Source organism: Marinobacter sp. (genome assembly GCF_048266785.1).
Classification (GTDB): Bacteria; Pseudomonadota; Gammaproteobacteria; order Pseudomonadales; family Oleiphilaceae; genus Marinobacter.
Map to the genome: position 1 here is coordinate 23,852 of NZ_JBLWYX010000006.1, position 16,738 is coordinate 40,589.

General features: G+C 54.9%; 16 protein-coding genes. 9 read left to right on the plus strand and 7 right to left on the minus strand.

The genetic code is table 11. The features are described 5' to 3' along the window. Positions 1-33: 33 nt before the first annotated feature. Positions 34-969, minus strand: coding sequence for a D-2-hydroxyacid dehydrogenase (locus ACN0V1_RS10465; RefSeq protein ID WP_417544941.1), 936 nt, complete (start codon positions 967-969; stop codon positions 34-36). Between the two features lie 74 nt (positions 970-1,043). Here ACN0V1_RS10465 and tmpT point away from each other — a divergent pair, with 74 nt between their 5' ends. From tmpT to ACN0V1_RS10485, 4 genes are all read left to right on the plus strand, one after another. Beyond that, positions 1,044-1,697 (plus strand): thiopurine S-methyltransferase, encoded by a 654-nt coding sequence (gene tmpT, locus ACN0V1_RS10470; protein ID WP_417544942.1) that lies wholly within the window; start codon positions 1,044-1,046, stop codon positions 1,695-1,697. Between the two features lie 238 nt (positions 1,698-1,935). Continuing rightward, on the plus strand, positions 1,936-3,858 hold the full coding sequence (locus tag ACN0V1_RS10475) for a PrkA family serine protein kinase (protein ID WP_417544943.1): 1,923 nt from the start codon (positions 1,936-1,938) through the stop codon (positions 3,856-3,858). A gap of 67 nt (positions 3,859-3,925) precedes the next feature. Then, positions 3,926-5,221 (plus strand): YeaH/YhbH family protein, encoded by a 1,296-nt coding sequence (locus ACN0V1_RS10480; protein ID WP_417544944.1) that lies wholly within the window; start codon positions 3,926-3,928, stop codon positions 5,219-5,221. Next, on the plus strand, positions 5,218-6,777 hold the full coding sequence (locus tag ACN0V1_RS10485) for a SpoVR family protein (protein ID WP_417544945.1): 1,560 nt from the start codon (positions 5,218-5,220) through the stop codon (positions 6,775-6,777). The genes ACN0V1_RS10480 and ACN0V1_RS10485 overlap by 4 nt, the downstream gene beginning before the upstream one ends. Before the next feature lie 45 nt (positions 6,778-6,822). Here ACN0V1_RS10485 and ACN0V1_RS10490 read toward each other — a convergent pair whose 3' ends face one another. After that, on the minus strand, positions 6,823-7,554 hold the full coding sequence (locus ACN0V1_RS10490; RefSeq protein ID WP_417544946.1) for an LrgB family protein: 732 nt from the start codon (positions 7,552-7,554) through the stop codon (positions 6,823-6,825). Then, positions 7,547-7,921 (minus strand): CidA/LrgA family protein, encoded by a 375-nt coding sequence (locus tag ACN0V1_RS10495; RefSeq protein ID WP_417544947.1) that lies wholly within the window; start codon positions 7,919-7,921, stop codon positions 7,547-7,549. Before ACN0V1_RS10495 ends, ACN0V1_RS10490 begins: the two co-directional genes overlap by 8 nt. Between ACN0V1_RS10495 and ACN0V1_RS10500 the strand changes: the two genes are divergently transcribed. Both ACN0V1_RS10500 and ACN0V1_RS10505 read left to right on the plus strand, forming a co-directional pair. Continuing rightward, complete coding sequence (locus tag ACN0V1_RS10500; RefSeq protein ID WP_417544948.1) at positions 7,920-8,111, plus strand: hypothetical protein; 192 nt, start codon at positions 7,920-7,922, stop codon at positions 8,109-8,111. The genes ACN0V1_RS10495 and ACN0V1_RS10500 overlap by 2 nt on opposite strands. A gap of 183 nt (positions 8,112-8,294) precedes the next feature. Continuing rightward, a complete protein-coding gene (locus ACN0V1_RS10505) occupies positions 8,295-9,743 on the plus strand; it encodes a WS/DGAT/MGAT family O-acyltransferase (protein ID WP_417544949.1) in 1,449 nt (482 codons plus the stop codon). A gap of 418 nt (positions 9,744-10,161) precedes the next feature. Here the strand turns inward: ACN0V1_RS10505 and ACN0V1_RS10510 are convergent, their stop codons facing one another. Genes ACN0V1_RS10510 through ACN0V1_RS10520 form a run of 3 tightly spaced genes read right to left on the minus strand, consistent with a single transcriptional unit; the run spans position 10,162 to position 11,260 of the window. Then, positions 10,162-10,599 carry an RrF2 family transcriptional regulator gene (locus ACN0V1_RS10510; RefSeq protein ID WP_417544950.1) on the minus strand — a complete coding sequence of 146 codons (438 nt, stop codon included), beginning with the start codon at positions 10,597-10,599 and terminating at the stop codon, positions 10,162-10,164. Positions 10,600-10,628: 29 nt separating this feature from the next. Then, positions 10,629-11,033 (minus strand): YbaN family protein, encoded by a 405-nt coding sequence (locus tag ACN0V1_RS10515; protein WP_417544951.1) that lies wholly within the window; start codon positions 11,031-11,033, stop codon positions 10,629-10,631. 11 nt (positions 11,034-11,044) lie between these two features. Then, a complete protein-coding gene (locus ACN0V1_RS10520) occupies positions 11,045-11,260 on the minus strand; it encodes a hypothetical protein (protein ID WP_417544952.1) in 216 nt (71 codons plus the stop codon). 246 nt (positions 11,261-11,506) lie between these two features. On the opposite strand from ACN0V1_RS10520, the gene moaA reads away from it, so the two are divergent. The 3 genes from moaA to ACN0V1_RS10535 all read left to right on the plus strand — a co-directional run bounded on the left by moaA (position 11,507) and on the right by ACN0V1_RS10535 (position 16,046). Beyond that, positions 11,507-12,499, plus strand: coding sequence for a GTP 3',8-cyclase MoaA (gene moaA, locus ACN0V1_RS10525; protein ID WP_417544953.1), 993 nt, complete (start codon positions 11,507-11,509; stop codon positions 12,497-12,499). A 108-nt stretch (positions 12,500-12,607) separates the two neighbouring features. Further along, positions 12,608-14,236, plus strand: coding sequence for an FAD-binding dehydrogenase (locus ACN0V1_RS10530; RefSeq protein WP_417544954.1), 1,629 nt, complete (start codon positions 12,608-12,610; stop codon positions 14,234-14,236). Between the two features lie 73 nt (positions 14,237-14,309). After that, positions 14,310-16,046, plus strand: coding sequence for a thiamine pyrophosphate-binding protein (locus tag ACN0V1_RS10535; protein ID WP_417544955.1), 1,737 nt, complete (start codon positions 14,310-14,312; stop codon positions 16,044-16,046). A gap of 129 nt (positions 16,047-16,175) precedes the next feature. Here ACN0V1_RS10535 and ACN0V1_RS10540 read toward each other — a convergent pair whose 3' ends face one another. Continuing rightward, positions 16,176-16,718: a nitrous oxide reductase accessory protein NosL gene (locus ACN0V1_RS10540; RefSeq protein ID WP_417544956.1), complete on the minus strand. Its 543-nt coding sequence runs from the start codon at positions 16,716-16,718 to the stop codon at positions 16,176-16,178. Positions 16,719-16,738 lie beyond the last annotated feature (20 nt).

A 16,738-nucleotide genomic window follows, 5' to 3' on the forward strand; every position in this document is an offset into this window, starting at 1 on the left:
GTTACCCTTTGCAAACTGCTATTCGTTGGATCATCAGGAAATCGACGCAAGATTTTGCGCTGTAATGCCCACAATCCGCTGACGTGCTTCGCGACTGGCCCAGGCCGAGTGCGGGGTAATGATCAGGTTTGGAATATCATCTCCCAGCAAGGGGTTGCCATTTTTCGGTGGTTCTTCGGTCAGCACATCAAATCCGGCACCGCCAATAACGCGGTTACGCAGCGCGTGGGCCAGAGCCTCCTCATCCACCAGGCCACCACGGCTGGTGTTTATCAGCAGTGCATCCGGTTTCATCATCTGCAACTCCCGGGCACCAATCAGGTTCCGGGTTTCGTCAGTGAGCAGGCAGTGAAGCGAGAGAACATCCACCCGGGGCAGAAGTTCGTCCAGAGGGATTCTGGCATAACCGTCGGTTTCACCTGCCGGCTGCCCCGGCCGTGCGCCCAACAGGATATTCATGCCAAATGCCTTGGCCCGCTCGGCAACACCCTGTCCAAGATCCCCGTAACCAAGAATACCCAGGGTACGGCCTTCCAGCTCCATGATCGGGTGGTCCATCAGGCAGAACATGTCGCTTTGCGCCCAGCGCCCTGCCTGCACATCACGATTGTAATCCAGCAGCCGCGTTGCCAACGCCAGCATCAGCGCCATGGTGTGCTGCGCCACCGTTGAACGCCCGTAGTTGGTCACATTGAGCACCCGAACCCCATGCTCTCTGGCCGCTTCCAGGTCAATATTGTTCAACCCGGTGGCCACAACGGCGATGGTTTTCAGCTCAGGGCAGCTTTCAAAGTGCTTTCGCGCAAGCACAACTTTATTCAACAACACGGTATCAAAGCCCCGAATCCGCTCTGTTACCTGAGCCGATGTCGTTGCACCATGCTTTACAATATCACCGGCAACCCGTTCGATAGGCGCCAGATCTACATCATTGCCAAGCGTGCTGGCATCAAGAAATACACATTTCATATTATTCTCCCTCGTCAATACCGTCAGAGATTAAGGTAGACTGATGCAAACGTCCAAATAAGAGAACGGAAAACATGGAACACGAATTTTGGCACGAGCGCTGGAGCAAAAAAGAAATCGGCTTCCACGAAGGCTCCGTCAATCAATTTCTTTACGACCACTGGCCGGAGCTCTCTGGCGGTGGCACTGAAGGCGTGTTTGTCCCGCTATGCGGCAAAGCCCATGATATGTGGTGGCTGCATGATCGGGGGCACCCGGTTATCGGCGTGGAGCTGAGTGAAATCGCCTGCAAGGATTTCTTTGCGGAGGCCGGCGAAAAAGCCTTGGTTCATCCCGGCGAGCCTTTCACCACCTTCCGGCATGAAAACCTGGAACTCTGGGCCGGTGATTTCTTTCAACTGGCTCCCGATGATCTGAAAGATATCCGCCTGGTATACGACCGCGCCGCTCTCATCGCCCTGCCCCCGTCTTTGCGCAAGGCCTACGTGGAACACCTCACGGCAATCATTCCCGAAGGCACGAGGATCCTGCTCATTACTCTGGACTACAACACCAGAATCACCGCACCGCCTTTCAACGTCAGCGACGACGAAGTCCGGGAGCTTTATTCTGCCGACTACGACATCCAGCACATCCTTACCAATACCCTCGCCAGCGACCATCCGTTCATGAAACGTAAAGGCCTGATTGGCGCAACCGAGAGCGTCTTCCGGATCACTAAACGGTAGCTCCGGAGCCGCAGCGGTAACATAATTTAATGAACCTTAACCATTTACTGCCTGTCCAACTTCGTGACCGTGAACTAAGCTCAGATTGAACAGGCCGAAATCCGACACAGATCGTGACCGGCTGAAAATATCCATTCCTTCCACCCACAACCAACCGAATCGCCAGCATGGCGACCGTAACTGCAACGGGGATATTGCGTGTACTGAAAGCTGAAGAACAGCGAGCGAGGGGCTACCCATGAGCATACTGCAGCAGTTCAAAAACCGGTATGAGAGCACCCAGGAAGAAGAGTGCAGCCTCGAGGAATACCTCGAGATCTGTAAAAAGGACCCTACGGCCTATGCCACGGCCGCAGAACGATTACTGATTGCCATCGGCGAACCCGAATTTGTCGATACTTCCCGTGATACCCGCCTGTCACGTATCTTTTCCAACAAAATCATCAAACGATACCCGGAATTCTCCGAGTTCTACGGCATGGAAGAGGCTGTGGAGAATATCGTGTCGTTCTACAGGCACGCAGCTCAGGGCCTGGAAGAAAAGAAACAGATTCTTTACCTGCTGGGGCCGGTTGGCGGCGGTAAATCGTCACTGGCGGAGAAACTCAAGTACCTGATGCAGAAGGTTCCCTTCTATGCGATTCAGGGTTCTCCGCTTAACGAATCCCCCCTCGGGCTCTTTGATCCGGCAGAGGACGCGGCCATTCTGGAAGAAGAATTCGGCATTCCTTCCCGCTATCTGAAATCCATCATGTCGCCCTGGGCGGTAAAGCGCCTGCACGAATATGGTGGCGACATCAGCAAGTTTCGTGTGGTGAAAAAATACCCCTCCGTTCTTGATCAGATCGCGGTGTCCAAAACCGAACCGGGGGATGACAACAATCAGGACATCTCCGCTTTAGTGGGTAAGGTAAACATCCGCATGCTGGAAGATTACTCCCAGGATGACCCGGACGCCTACAGCTTTAGTGGTGGCCTGTGTAAAGCGAACCAGGGGCTGCTGGAGTTTGTGGAGATGTTCAAGGCGCCGATCAAGGTGCTGCATCCGTTACTGACTGCGACTCAGGAAGGCAACTACAACACCACTGAAGGCATGGGCTCGGTGCCGTTTGACGGCGTTATTCTGGCCCACTCCAACGAATCCGAATGGCAGACCTTCCGAAACAACAAGCACAACGAAGCCTTCCTCGACCGGGTCTATATCGTCAAGGTGCCTTACTGCGTGCGCGTGACGGAAGAGATCGAGATCTACAAAAAACTGCTGAAAAACAGCTCCCTGGCGGGATCGCCCTGCGCACCGGATACCCTGGACATGCTGGCCCAGTTTTCCGTGCTCTCGCGCATCAAGGAGCCGGAAAACTCCAGTGTTTTCTCCAAGATGCGGGTCTACGACGGCCAGAACATCAAGGACACCGACCCCAAGGCCAAATCCATTCAGGAATACCGGGATGCAGCGGGGGTTAATGAGGGCATGGATGGGCTCTCAACCCGGTTTGCGTTCAAGATTCTCTCCAAGGTTTTCAACTTCGACACCACCGAGATCGCAGCCAACCCGGTGCACCTGCTGTATGTGATTGAAAAGCAAATTGAACAGGAGCAGTTCGCGCCTGACATTCAAGAGCGCTATTTGCGTTTCATAAAAGAATTCCTGGCTCCGCACTACGTTCAGTTTATCGGTAAGGAGATCCAGACTGCCTATCTGGAAAGCTACAGCGAATACGGCCAGAACCTGTTCGACCGCTATGTAACCTATGCCGACCTGTGGATTCAGGATCAGGAATTCCGGGATCCGGAAACCGGCGAGATTCTCGACCGCTCCTCTATCAACGAGGAACTGGAGAAAATCGAAAAGCCGGCAGGCATCAGCAACCCCAAGGATTTCCGCAACGAGGTGGTCAACTTTGTGCTGCGGGCCCGGGCCAATAATCACGGCCAGAACCCATCCTGGCTCAGCTACGAAAAACTGCGCAGCGTGATCGAGAAGAAGATGTTCTCCAACACCGAAGACCTGCTGCCGGTCATTTCGTTCAACCCCAAAGCCAGCCAGGAAGATCAGAACAAGCATAAGCAGTTTGTCGAACGCATGGTCGATCGAGGCTACACGGAGAAGCAGGTGCGCCTGCTGGCAGAGTGGTACCTGCGAGTTCGCAAGTCTCACTAGCAGTGATGGCGGGCTCGGAAAACGAGCCTGCGATCTTTGCCCTGAACGTGTAAGTGGAGTGTGAATTATGGGTATGACCCACATTGTCGACCGACGACTGAACGGCAAAAACAAGAGCGCGGTAAACCGGGAGCGGTTTTTGCGCCGCTACCGGCATCACATCAAGAAGGCCGTTTCTGATGCGGTGCACCGGCGTTCAATCACCGACATAGAGCGGGGAGAGAGCGTCAGCATTCCCACGCGGGATATTGGCGAGCCGGTCTTCCATCACGGTCAGGGCGGCCATCGCGAGATGGTGCACCCGGGTAACCGGGAGTTTGTGGCGGGAGACCGGCTGCCCAAGCCAGAAGGTGGCGATGGTCAGGGCCAGGGACAAGGCCAGGCAAGCCCCGATGGCGAAGGCATGGATGAATTTGCGTTCCAGATCACCCAGGAAGAGTTTCTGAACTTTCTGTTCGATGACCTCGAACTCCCAAATCTCGTACGCAAAAAACTCAAGGATACTGAGACCTTCAACTACGTGCGCTCCGGGTTCAGTACCCAAGGCGTGCCCGCCAAATTGGACGTCATTCGTTCACTGCGCGGTGCCCATGCTCGCCGTCTGGGCCTGGGCGGTGCCCGCAGGAAGAAAATCCGCGAACTGGAAGCCCAGCTCGCCGACCTCAGAACCGCTCCTACTGAGCTGGATGCAGCGTTCAGCCATGAAGATCAGATCAAGGTACTGGAAGACGAAATCGCCCGTCTCAAGGCCAATGTAAAGCGGATCCCCTTCATTGATGAAATCGACCTGCGCTACCGCCAGCACCTGAAGCAGCCCAAGCCAGCCACCAGCGCCGTCATGTTCTGCCTGATGGACGTATCCGGCTCAATGACCCAGATGCACAAGGACACCGCCAAGCGGTTTTTTATCCTGCTGTATCTGTTCCTGAGAAAAAACTACAAGAAAATCGACGTGGTGTTCATACGCCATCACACCAGTGCCAAGGAAGTGGACGAGGAAGAGTTTTTCTATTCCCGGGAAACCGGCGGCACCATTGTTTCCAGTGCCCTGAAACTGATGCACAAGATCATTGAATCCCGCTACTCGCCTGCGGAATGGAACATTTACGCCGCCCAGGCCTCCGATGGTGACAACTGGAACGACGATTCTCCTGTATGCGGCAAGCTGCTGACCGAGCGCATTTTGCCTCTGGTGCAGTATTTCGCCTATGTGGAGATTACGCCCCAGGACCACCAGATGCTGTGGTACGAATACGAGCAGGTGCAGGAGCGTTTCCCCGAGAGGTTTGCCCAGCAGCAGATTGCCGACCCAAGTGAGATCTACCCGGTCTTCCGCCGGCTTTTTGAGAGGAAAGCGGCATGAGTGATGCCCTCGATCGCCCCGGTGCGGCGGGCAGTGAGAGCCCGGCAACTCGCAAACCGGTTTCCACCGGCTCGGAATGGACTTTCGCGCTTATCGAAAGATACGATGAGGAAATTGCGAAGTGCGCCGCCGAGCTCGGCCTGGACACCTACCCCAACCAGATTGAAGTGATCAGTGCTGAGCAGATGATGGACGCCTATAGCTCCGTTGGCATGCCGGTAGGCTACAATCATTGGTCGTTTGGCAAGCAGTTTCTCAGCACATCCAAAGGCTACCAGCGCGGGCAGATGGGGCTGGCCTATGAAATAGTGATCAACTCCAACCCCTGCATCGCCTATCTGATGGAAGAGAACACTCTGCCCATGCAGGCGCTGGTAATTGCCCATGCCTGCTATGGCCACAACTCTTTCTTCAAGGGTAATTATCTGTTCCGCGCCTGGACAGATGCCAGCGCCATTATCGATTACCTGGTGTTTGCCCGGAACTATGTTTCGGAGTGCGAAGAGCGCCATGGCGTAGACGCAGTTGAGCAAATACTGGATTCCTGCCACGCGCTGATGAACTACGGCGTTGACCGCTACAAGCGACCCGCTCCTATTTCTGCTGCTAACGAAATTCTGCGCCAGGAAGAACGAGAGGAATACCTGCAGCGCAGGGTGAACGATCTGTGGCGCACCATTCCAAAAATGGACGAGGATGAAGACGCGGTACAACGCAAAAAGCGCTATCCGGAAGAACCCCAGGAAAACCTCCTGTACTTCATCGAAAAAAACGCCCCTCTGCTGGAAACCTGGCAGCGGGAGATCGTCCGGATTGTGCGTAAGCTGGCTCAGTATTTCTACCCGCAACGCCAGACTCAGGTTATGAACGAAGGCTGGGCCACGTTCTGGCACTACACCCTGCTGAACCGGATGTATGAGAAGGGCCTTGTGACCGACGGCTTCATGCTGGAGTTCCTGCAAAGCCACACAGCGGTGGTGTATCAGCCCCCGTTCAACAGCCCGTGGTATTCCGGCATCAACCCCTACACCCTTGGATTTTCCATTTTCATTGACCTGCGGCGGATCTGTGAAGCGCCCACCGATGAGGATCGCGAATGGTTTCCAGACATCGCCGGTACAGACTGGGTGAAAACCCTGCACTTTGCCATGGCCAACTTCAAGGATGAAAGTTTTATCCAGCAGTTTCTGTCGCCCAAAGTCATGCGGGATTTAAAGCTGTTTGCCATTGAAGATGACGACATGGAAGACAGTTACAAGGTAACCGCTATTCACGACGAGCCGGGCTACCGCGAACTGCGCGAGAAACTGGCCCGCCAGTACAATCTCAGTTACCGGGAACCCAACATCCAGGTGTGGGACGTGGATGTTCGCGGTGATCGCTCTCTGACGCTGCGGCACGTGCCCGTAGACAGAGTGCCGCTGGGCAAGGATACAGAAGAGGTTTTACGGCATGCGCACAGGCTTTGGGGCTTTGATGTGCACCTGGAAAGCGTGGAAGAAGGCATCGTGGTGGAAGATTACCACTGCCCGTCCGCGCCTCCGCCAGGCTCCTGATCGCGGCTGCGGCAGAGGCAGAACAAACTCGCAGTGCCGGCACGATCAGAGCAGCGTCTGAATCCAATCGACCATCCACGGCACCAAAAGCGCTGTCGCAAACGCAGATAGTGCCATTGCCAGCCCCGAAAACGCCCCCATTCGATTGCTCACCTGGAACGCTCTCGCGGTTCCTATACCGTGAGCCGCAACGCCCATGGCAATGCCTTTTGCGGTGTCATCCTTTACACCAACCCATTCGAACAGCTTGGTGCCCAATACGGCCCCGGTAATACCGGTAATTACCACCAGTACTGCAGTCAGCGACGGCAAGCCTCCGATCTTCTCGGAGATACCCATAGCCACAGGGGCAGTAGCCGATTTAGGCGCCAGAGACATCTGGATTTCCAACGATCCGCCCAATAGCCGCGCCAGCAAAATAGAGCTGCCCGCCGCGATTCCAACGCCGCAAATCAGCGATATAAGAACCGGCAACCACAGCTGTCGCAGCCTTGAAAACTGCTGATAAAGCGGAACCGCCAAAGCCACAGTGGCAGGCCCCAGCAGAAAGTGCACAAACTGTCCGCCGGCAAAATAATCGCTGTAGGAAATACCGGAGACCATCAGCAGCGCGATCAGCATGGCCACCGATGTAACCACAGGATTGGCAAGCGGGCTGGAATTGGTTTTCAGGTAAAAACGGTACGCCAATCCGTAGGCTACCAACGTGACTGTAAGCCCCAACAAAGGGGTCGTCGAGAGATAAACCCAAATGTCCTGCAGCCCCGGGTTATTCATCACTCTGTCCTCTCGCGGGCTTTGCAAACCAGCGACTGGTGTGCTGCATGATCAACGCTGTGGCTACCATGGTAATAACCGTGCTGAGAAGCAAAGCGAGGGTAATCGGCAGCCATTCATCCGCAATCCGGCCAAAGTGCGTCATCATGCCAACACCTGCAGGAACAAACAGCAAGGAAAGATGACTTAACAACGCAGTAGAGGCCTGCTCCACGGATTCCGGTGCCCGCCCACGGATCATCATGGTGACAAACAGCATGACCATGCCGAGCACCGGACCGGGAATAGGCATTCCAAGAAGACGCACGATTATTTCGCCTGCCAACTGATAGACAAGCAGCAGGGTTATCCCGTTGAGGAAGTTCATGGTGCAGTTCTCCGATTACTTCACAACGCCAGGGCTGGCTTTGGGAATCATCCGCCGGCCAACCATGGCCAGTAAAAACCCGATTGGGGACATCAGAACCCCGTATACGGCAGCAGGCATGGACATGGACATAGAACTGGATTCCACAGTGCCTCCGGATGTCGTTGTTTTTATTCATTCCTTGTATTGAAAATAGCATAAGCGACTGGTTTACGGGAGCCTGAAAACAACAACACCGAACAACCTTCGATAACCGGCGTGCTTGCACTTTTTTCGCATCGAAGATCGTCTGTAAAGGAAGTAACAAGTATACTTGCAGATAACAATTAAAAGACTTTCTTTCAAGCCCGACTCGGGCGGGGGTGCAAAAGGAATGAAACGCCTGGGAACACTGGATGCCTCGTGGCTAGCCGTAGAATCTGAAGATACGCCGATGCATGTGGGCAACCTGCAGATTTTCTCCTTGCCGGAAGGCGCACCCGATACTTTCCTGCGTGACATGGTCAATAGCATGAAGGAAACCGGGGATATCGCCCCTCCCTGGTGCTACAAACTGGCATGGTCCGGTTTTTTAGGCCGGTTGTTGGCACCCTCCTGGAAAGTCGACAAGGATATCGATCTGGATTACCACGTGCGCCACTCGGCACTGCCCAAACCGGGCGGTGAGCGGGAACTCGGTGTGCTGGTCTCCCGCCTGCACTCCAATCCTCTGGATATCGTCCGGCCACTTTGGGAGTGCCACGTTATTGAGGGCCTGGAGAACAACCGCTTTGCACTCTACACCAAGATGCATCATTCCATGATCGATGGTATCAGCGGTGTGCGACTGCTGCAGAGGGTCCTGAGCACTGACGCAGAAGAACGCGGTATGTTGCCGCCCTGGTCAGTACGGCCAGAAAAGCACGGGGGCCGCAAAGACGATGCAGAAGCGAAGGTTCCTGCCGCACTTTCTCAGGCTCTGGATGCTCTCAAGTTACAGGCCGATAGGGCGCCCACACTCTGGCGCGCGGGCAGCCGTCTCGTGCACTCGGTGCGCCACCCTGAAGATGGCCTGACTGCACCTTTTACAGGGCCAGTTTCGAAAATCAATCATCGGGTAACCGGCCAGCGCCGGTTTGCCACGCAGCATTATCATCTCGAGCGCCTGAAAGAGCTGGCCCAGGTATCCCGCTCTTCACTGAACGACATTGTGCTTTATCTTTGCGGTACGGCGCTGAGGCGCTTCCTGCTTGAGCAGGATGACCTGCCGGATACCCCGCTGACGGCCGGCATTCCGGTCAATATCCGCCCGCTGGATGATCAGGGCACGGGCACGCAGATCAGTTTCATGATCGCTTCCCTTGCCACAAACGAGGCTGATCCTCTTACCCGGCTGAAGAATATAAAGTCATCCACCCGGCGGGCAAAAGAGCACCTGCTAAAACTTCCGAAGAGCGCTCTTAATCAGTACACCATGTTGCTGATGTCGCCCTATATCCTTCAGTTGATGTCAGGCCTTGGCGGGCGAATGCGCCCTGTATTCAACGTAACCATCTCCAATGTTCCGGGCCCTGAGGAAACACTGTATTACGAGGGCGCCAAGCTGGAGGCCATGTATCCGGTTTCGCTGATTGCCCACGGCGGCGCCCTTAACATTACCTGCCTGAGCTATGCAGGATCATTGAATTTCGGGTATACCGGCTGCAGGGACACCCTGCCCAGCATGCAGAAACTGGCGGTGTATACCGGAGAAGCACTGGACGATCTGGAGAACCTGATTCTTCCACCCAAAGCCAAACCGAAACCCAAAAAAGCGGTGGCAAGCAAAAGCGGGAAGGCCTGAGGCCGCTCGGTTGTTATCAGGGGCGCCGGTTATCCCAGTGCTTCGCACCAACAAAGATGAGCTGGAGGCAACGCTACGAACCATCAGATCACAGATCATTTCCAGATCCCGTCGGAAAGATGATCAACCAGCTTTAGTCGTCCCAAATCGTTCGCCAACTCACTGGCGAAATATCGCATTTCACTGCGGATACCTTCCCGTATAGCCCGGCTCTCGCCTGCAATACGTTCTCGCGCGTAGCGAGCAGGTGATTCAGGAACCCCCTGATACGCGAACATTTGTTCTGCAACCTGCCGCACGCATAATTACGAGCACCACACCTACACCAACACCAACATCATCGGCAAAGATCGGGACTACGGCTACTCATGAAGCTTACGAGTCAACCGGCCTGAATCAGGCAGGAACATGGAGGGGATCAGGCGATCTGAAGCAGTCTTAATAATTGCGGCTTGTGCTGATCTTTCATGATGTCTTTCAGGGTGTACTTGTCGAGCACTGCAAGAAATGCCTGCAAGGCTTCACCGAACATGGGTTTAAGCCCGCAGACCGGAGTGATTCTGCAGGCGTTTTTGTCGGAGTAACATTCCACGATACTGAGATCGTGCTCGGTTTCACGTACCAGAATGCCCACATTGATATCTTCGGGCTCCATGTGCAGCCGCATGCCACCTTTTTTGCCACGAACTGTTTCGATATAACCTTTCTTGTTGAGCTGGTGAACCACCTTCATCAGGTGGTTTTTGGAGATGTCATAGCTGTCGGCGATCTCTTGAATCGTCGTCAAGCGATCACCCTGCAGCGCCAGATAAATCAGTACACGCAGCGAATAATCGGTGTAGCGAGTAATGTGCATTTAACACTCCGGTTGTTCAATCATAGCGATCAGTACGAAGGCCGGGTAACGATATAACCCGCTACGCAAACCATAAAAATTCCCGAGATAGCCAGTACCGTTCCTGCGGCTCCCAAAAATAAGAGAAGGCTCCAGCTCAGCATCATCATGCTACACGCCAGCACCTTTGCCGTTAAGGGTATAACCCGGTTCCGTTGCCAGTCTCTGATGGCTGGCCCGAACGAAGGATGTCCTTCAAGCCAAGTCGCAAACGCAGGGGAACCCTTGCTGGCAAAAAACGCGGCAAGAAGTACAAACGGTGTGGTTGGTATCAGAGGCAGTACCACACCGATTGCCGCGAGCCCGATAGCTATATACGCAAGAATTCTAAAACCGGTTTTGCCGGATTGCGCGGCCATAGCCGATACCTCAGCACTGTTTAATTCTTCATCCATTCTATCGCTAATCAGTGAACAGGTCTTCCAAGGCGACTTAAAAACACCAGCCGGGCGACATAGGAGATTTTGATACCTACCGCAAATAACAAGGTGCCCACATGAGCGAATACCTGAATCATCATCGGAAATCGCCCGGCAAGGGGATACGCCATCAAAATAGTGGCAATCAGGCCAAGCAGCGACCAGGCCATGGCACTATTTGCACGAAACAGCAGTTTTTCCATCTTGTCCTCCAGCACAAAGATCGTAGGCTTATTCGCCTAACTAATAACATATATTTTATAGTTGTGTTTAGGTCGAAAATCAACCACTTTCTGAAAAGTTTTACGAGACCCCGACAAAACGGCGCCCGCCAATAAAAATCGCCAGGCTTACCCCGCGTGGGGTATCGGATTCGCCAGAGTATTCTGCGATACTCATTTCATTACCAATCCGTAAACGCGTATTCAGCAGTTACAGGAAAGAAACCGATGTCACAGAGCAAGCTGACAGACCGTTTTGGCCGGACCGTCAATTACGTGCGCCTATCCGTTACCGATCGCTGCGACTTTCGCTGTGTTTATTGCATGGCGGAAGAGATGACATTCCTGCCCCGACAGCAGGTTCTCACGCTTGAAGAAATCGCCCGAATTGCCAGAACGTTTGTGTCTCTGGGTACAGAAAAAATCCGCCTGACCGGCGGTGAGCCGCTGGTGCGCAAAGACATTATTGAGCTTGTCCGGGAAATCGGAACCTACGGCCTGCGTGATTTTGCCATGACCACCAATGGCAGCCAGTTACCCACCATGGCAGAGCCGCTGCGCAAAGCTGGTCTGAAGCGCCTGAATATCAGTCTGGACTCACTGGATCCGATCAAGTTCGCGAGCATTACCCGTACCGGAAAACTGTCGCGGGTACTGGAAGGTATAGATGCCGCTCGGGAAGCGGGGTTTAAAGGCATCAAACTGAACACTGTGGTAATGAAAGGCGGGAATGATTACGAAGTTCCGGATCTGATCGAGTTTGCACGAAAGAAAAACGTCGACATTACCTTTATTGAAGAAATGCCCCTGGGCGATATTTCCGAACACGATCGCGGGAAGTCGCTGTGCACCAGTGATGAAGTGCGTGACATCGTCTGCCAGCACCATGAACTGATCCCGACACCGGAAGACTCAGGTGGCCCAGCCCGTTACTACCGGATGTCTGATAGCCCTATCAAGGTGGGCTTTATTTCGCCCCACTCCCACAATTTTTGCTCCACCTGTAATCGGGTGCGAGTAACAGTTGAAGGCAGACTGTTGCTTTGCCTTGGGAACGAGCACTCAGTCGACCTTCGGCGGGTTCTGCGCGGCTACCCGGTAACCGATGACAAACTCCGGCAAACTATTATTGACTCCATGGACCTGAAGCCCGAGCGCCATCACTTCTCCACCAATGGCGATGTTCAGATTCTGCGCTTCATGAATATGACCGGGGGCTAATCCCGGCAATTCTCCAACCTTTGACGCCCGTCATTGCACTGGTTTGATTTATCGTTAAGCATTAAGCTCTTAGATCAACAAACAATAAGAATGAGCTGATAACGAGCCATGCATACCTACAAGAGTGAAGTCGTCGTGATAGGTGCCGGCCTTGCCGGAATTGCAACGGCACTGGAGTTGCTCGACCTCAACGTGCCGGTTGTGTTGCTGGATGGCGCGCCGGATGGCAAACCCGGAGGCCAGGCTAACGAAGCGTTTGGTGGCATGTTGCTGAGCAACACGGCTGAGCAAGCACGCAACAAGATCAAGGACTCCCCGGAATTACTGCTGGCTGACTGGCACAATGCGGCCTGTTTCAGTGACGACGACCATTGGCCCAAACGCTGGGCTGAGCTCTATGCGGAACAGAACCGGCCCATGATCTACGACTGGCTGAAGCAGCGCAGCATCCGCTTTTTCCCTTCCGTGCAGTGGGTTGAACGTGGCCTTTTCGGCAACGGTAACAGTGTGCCCCGGTATCATATTGCCTGGGGCTGTGGCCGAGGCGTGGTGCAAACACTAGTACGGCAACTGGAATCCCACCCGAACCTTAAACAGCTCACCTTTCTCAGCGGCCACCGTGTGAGCACCCTGAGCCTGAGCGATGGAAAGATCACCGGTTGCGAAGGCATCATCACTGGCAATGACAGCGAACCAGGCAGCCGCGTTTTTTCTGTTTCCGCCACTCACACGGTGGTCTGTACCGGAGGGATCAACGGCAATCTGGAAAAAGTGCGACAACATTGGGACCCCTGCTACGGCTCGGCTCCGGCAAACCTGCTCAGCGGGTCCAGCCCGGATGCCGACGGCGCCATGCACGATGAAGTTGCCAGGGCTGGCGGTCGGGTCGTCAATCTCAACCAGATGTGGAATTACGCTGCGGGCGTTCGCCACCCGGAACCCGCCTTTCCTGACCACGGCCTCAGCCTGATACCTCCGCGCTCGGCGCTATGGTTGGATCAGCATGGTCGTCGGATTGGCCCCATGCCGCTGATTACCGGCTTCGATACACACGATCTCTGCAAACAGATCGGAAACCTGCCTGGACAGATTTCCTGGCAGGTTATGAACTACCGGATTGCGGTGCGGGAGCTAGCTGTGTCAGGCACCGATACCAACCCGGACTTTCGTGATGGCAAACTGCTCCGTGTGGTCTGGAACAGCCTGCGCGGCGGCGATCCGGCGCTTATGGATTGGCTCATAGAGCAGTGCCCGGATGTTGTCAGCGCAAACACCCCGGAAGAACTGGTTGCGAAGATGAACCAGGCTGCCGGCAACCATGATGTTCGCGCCGAAGACATGATTCGCGATATACGCACCTACGACAACAACATAGCCCGGGGTAAAAAACTGCAGAATGACGACCAGATACGCCGGCTCATCCAGCTCCGGAACTGGCTGCCCGACCGTTTTCGCACCTGCAACCTGCAGCCCATAATCGACCCCGCCGCAGGCCCACTGATCGCAATTCGCGAACAGTTAATCAGCAGAAAAAGTATGGGCGGCATGCAAACAGACACCCAGTCCCGCGTTCTCGACCAAGCCGGAGAGGCCATTTCCGGGCTTTATGCTGCGGGCGAGGCCACCGGGTTTGGCGGTGGCGGTATCTCCGGCATAAGATCTCTGGAAGGCACATTTCTGTCCAACTGTATTCTCAATGGTCGGAGGGCCGCTCAAGGTATCGCTGGCAAGCTTTAAGGCTTCAGTGCACTGCCTAGCCGCGCTGCAATAATCACCGTGCATCCACAATAATAATTTTCAGGACATACCCATGAAGAAAACCGGCGCTACCCTCGTTCGCCACGCACTGGAACAGCTCGGCATACGCCGCACGTTTGGTATTCCGGGCGTGCACACCACTGAAATTTATGACGAGCTGAACCGCTCGGAAAGCATCGAGCCGACGCTTGTTACCCATGAGTGTGGTGGTGCATTCATGGCTGACGCAATAAGCCGTACCGGCACCGAACTGGGCACCCTGCTGATTGTGCCAGCGGCGGGCGTTACCCACGCTGCAAGCGGCATCGGCGAAGCCGGCGTTGACGGCATACCCATGCTGATCATTTCCGGCGGAATTCATTCGGAATCCGGGCACCGCTACCAACTCCATGAGATGGATCAGCACACCCTGCTCAAGCCAATCACCAAGAAAACCTGGCGCATTGCCAGCCACCGGGAAATCATTCCGACGCTGTACGAAGCCTATGACCTAGCAATGGGTGGCGAGCCCGGGCCTGTTTTTATCGAAATCCCGGTCAACATCAGCAACTTTCTGGGCGACGTCGACGATATGCCACTTTATCAGGCGCCGCCCTCGCCGAAACCGTCGACGTCGGAACAAGCTTTGGTTGATGCTGCAGCCGAGGCACTGGTGCAGGCAAACCAACCGGGGATTTTTGCGGGTTGGGGTTCGGTTGATGCCCAGGCCGATCTGATCGAACTGGCGGAGCTGCTGGACGCACCTGTTTCAACGACCCTTCAAGGGCTTAGCGCCTTCCCGGGCAACCATCCGCTGCATACCGGAATGGGCATGGGTAACTATGCCGTACCGGCAGCGACCAATGCATTCGCCCAGATAGATTGTCTGCTGGCGATCGGTACGCGATTCTCGGAAATCCCCACCGGCAGCTATGGCATCAATCCGCCGGAATGCCTGATTCACCTCGACATAAACCCCGAGGTGTTCAGCGCGAACTACCCTGCCAGCCATACCATCGAGGGAGACGCGAGGGTGACCGTGCCTGCTCTCCTGAAAGCCGTAAAAGCACTGAAACCCTCTGCGTCCAATACCGGCATCCGCGAACAGATTGCCAACGACAAAGCCGCCTACAAAAAAGAGTGGCGGGACTACGACAGCGGCGACAGGGTGAACCCGGAGTTGTTTTTCAGCCACCTGCGCGAGCGCCTGAACGACGAGGCGATTATCGTAGCTGACGACGGCAATCATACCTTCCTGGTTGCTGAGCTGATGCCCATACTGGGTGCCCGGAACTACATGTCACCCAGCGATTTCAACGCCATGGGTTACTGTGTTCCCGGCGCTATCGGCGCAAAACTGGCCAACCCCAAGCGTCAGGTAGTGGGCATTGTGGGCGACGGTGCACTGCTGATGACCGGCATGGAGCTTGTAACGGCCGCACGCCTGGAGGTCGGGGTGATGATTTTCGTGTTCAACGATGGCGAGTTGTCGCAGATTGCCCAGGCGCAACAGATCCCCTACAACCAGAAAACCTGCACGGTGCTTGGCGCGGTGGACTATGAAGCTTTTGCCAAGGCCTGCGGCGTTGAGTTCGTTTCTCTGGCGGGGAATCAGAACATTTCCGAAAGCATAGAGATCGCGCTTCAGAAATCAGCAGCTGGCCGTCCCGTACTGATAGACGTGCGCATTGATTACTCCAAATCGACACGCTTCACCAACGGCGTTGTGAAGACAAACCTAGGCCGCATGGCGAGCCGGGACAAGATACGGGTTGTCGGACGGGCTCTTTGGAGAAAAGTCCGGCCTTAGCAATAGTGCCAAGAGTTTGCGGGGCGGGGCGTTCCGAAACACGCTGTAGATACATCCATGTACGCTTGGCTCCGCCATCCATGGCTCCGCACAGTTTCGGAACGCCCCGCCCCGCAAACTCCTCCGATTTCAGTGCTGCATATCACCGTGCATATCACCAGCGGGCATCTCTGTATTGAGATGCTCCAGGGTGATTGCATCGTACTGCAAAATTTCACCGCCATATTCCATCATGAAATCATGGGCAGCCGATTCGGTGGAGAACGATGCCAATGTCTGGCCCATAGCACCTTTGCGTTCTGAACCAACCACGTAAACCGCCTCGCGGGCGTCGATCAGGGCTGCGTCGTCCGGGCTGGCCCATTCGGTTTGGCTCATGTCGTGAACGTACAGAGTGTGTTTGCGCATGACATTCTCAGGCTGCAGCACCCAGGCGAACATGTCACGGGTGGAGCAGAACTTGTGGACGGTCTGTTCTTTCTCCGTAATCACTTCGCCTTTAGGCCCTGGGAAACGGGTAATGGCCATGCCGCATACGTGGCACTCATCGCTGTCCTCAATATGCACTGGGGCGGGCTTTTCGGCGACTTTTTCCGCCTCGCCAGAGCACCCGCTCAGGAATACCGCAAACATCAGCAATGCAGGCAGAAATTTAAAACGAACAGATTTCATTAAGCTCTCCAGAAACAGAT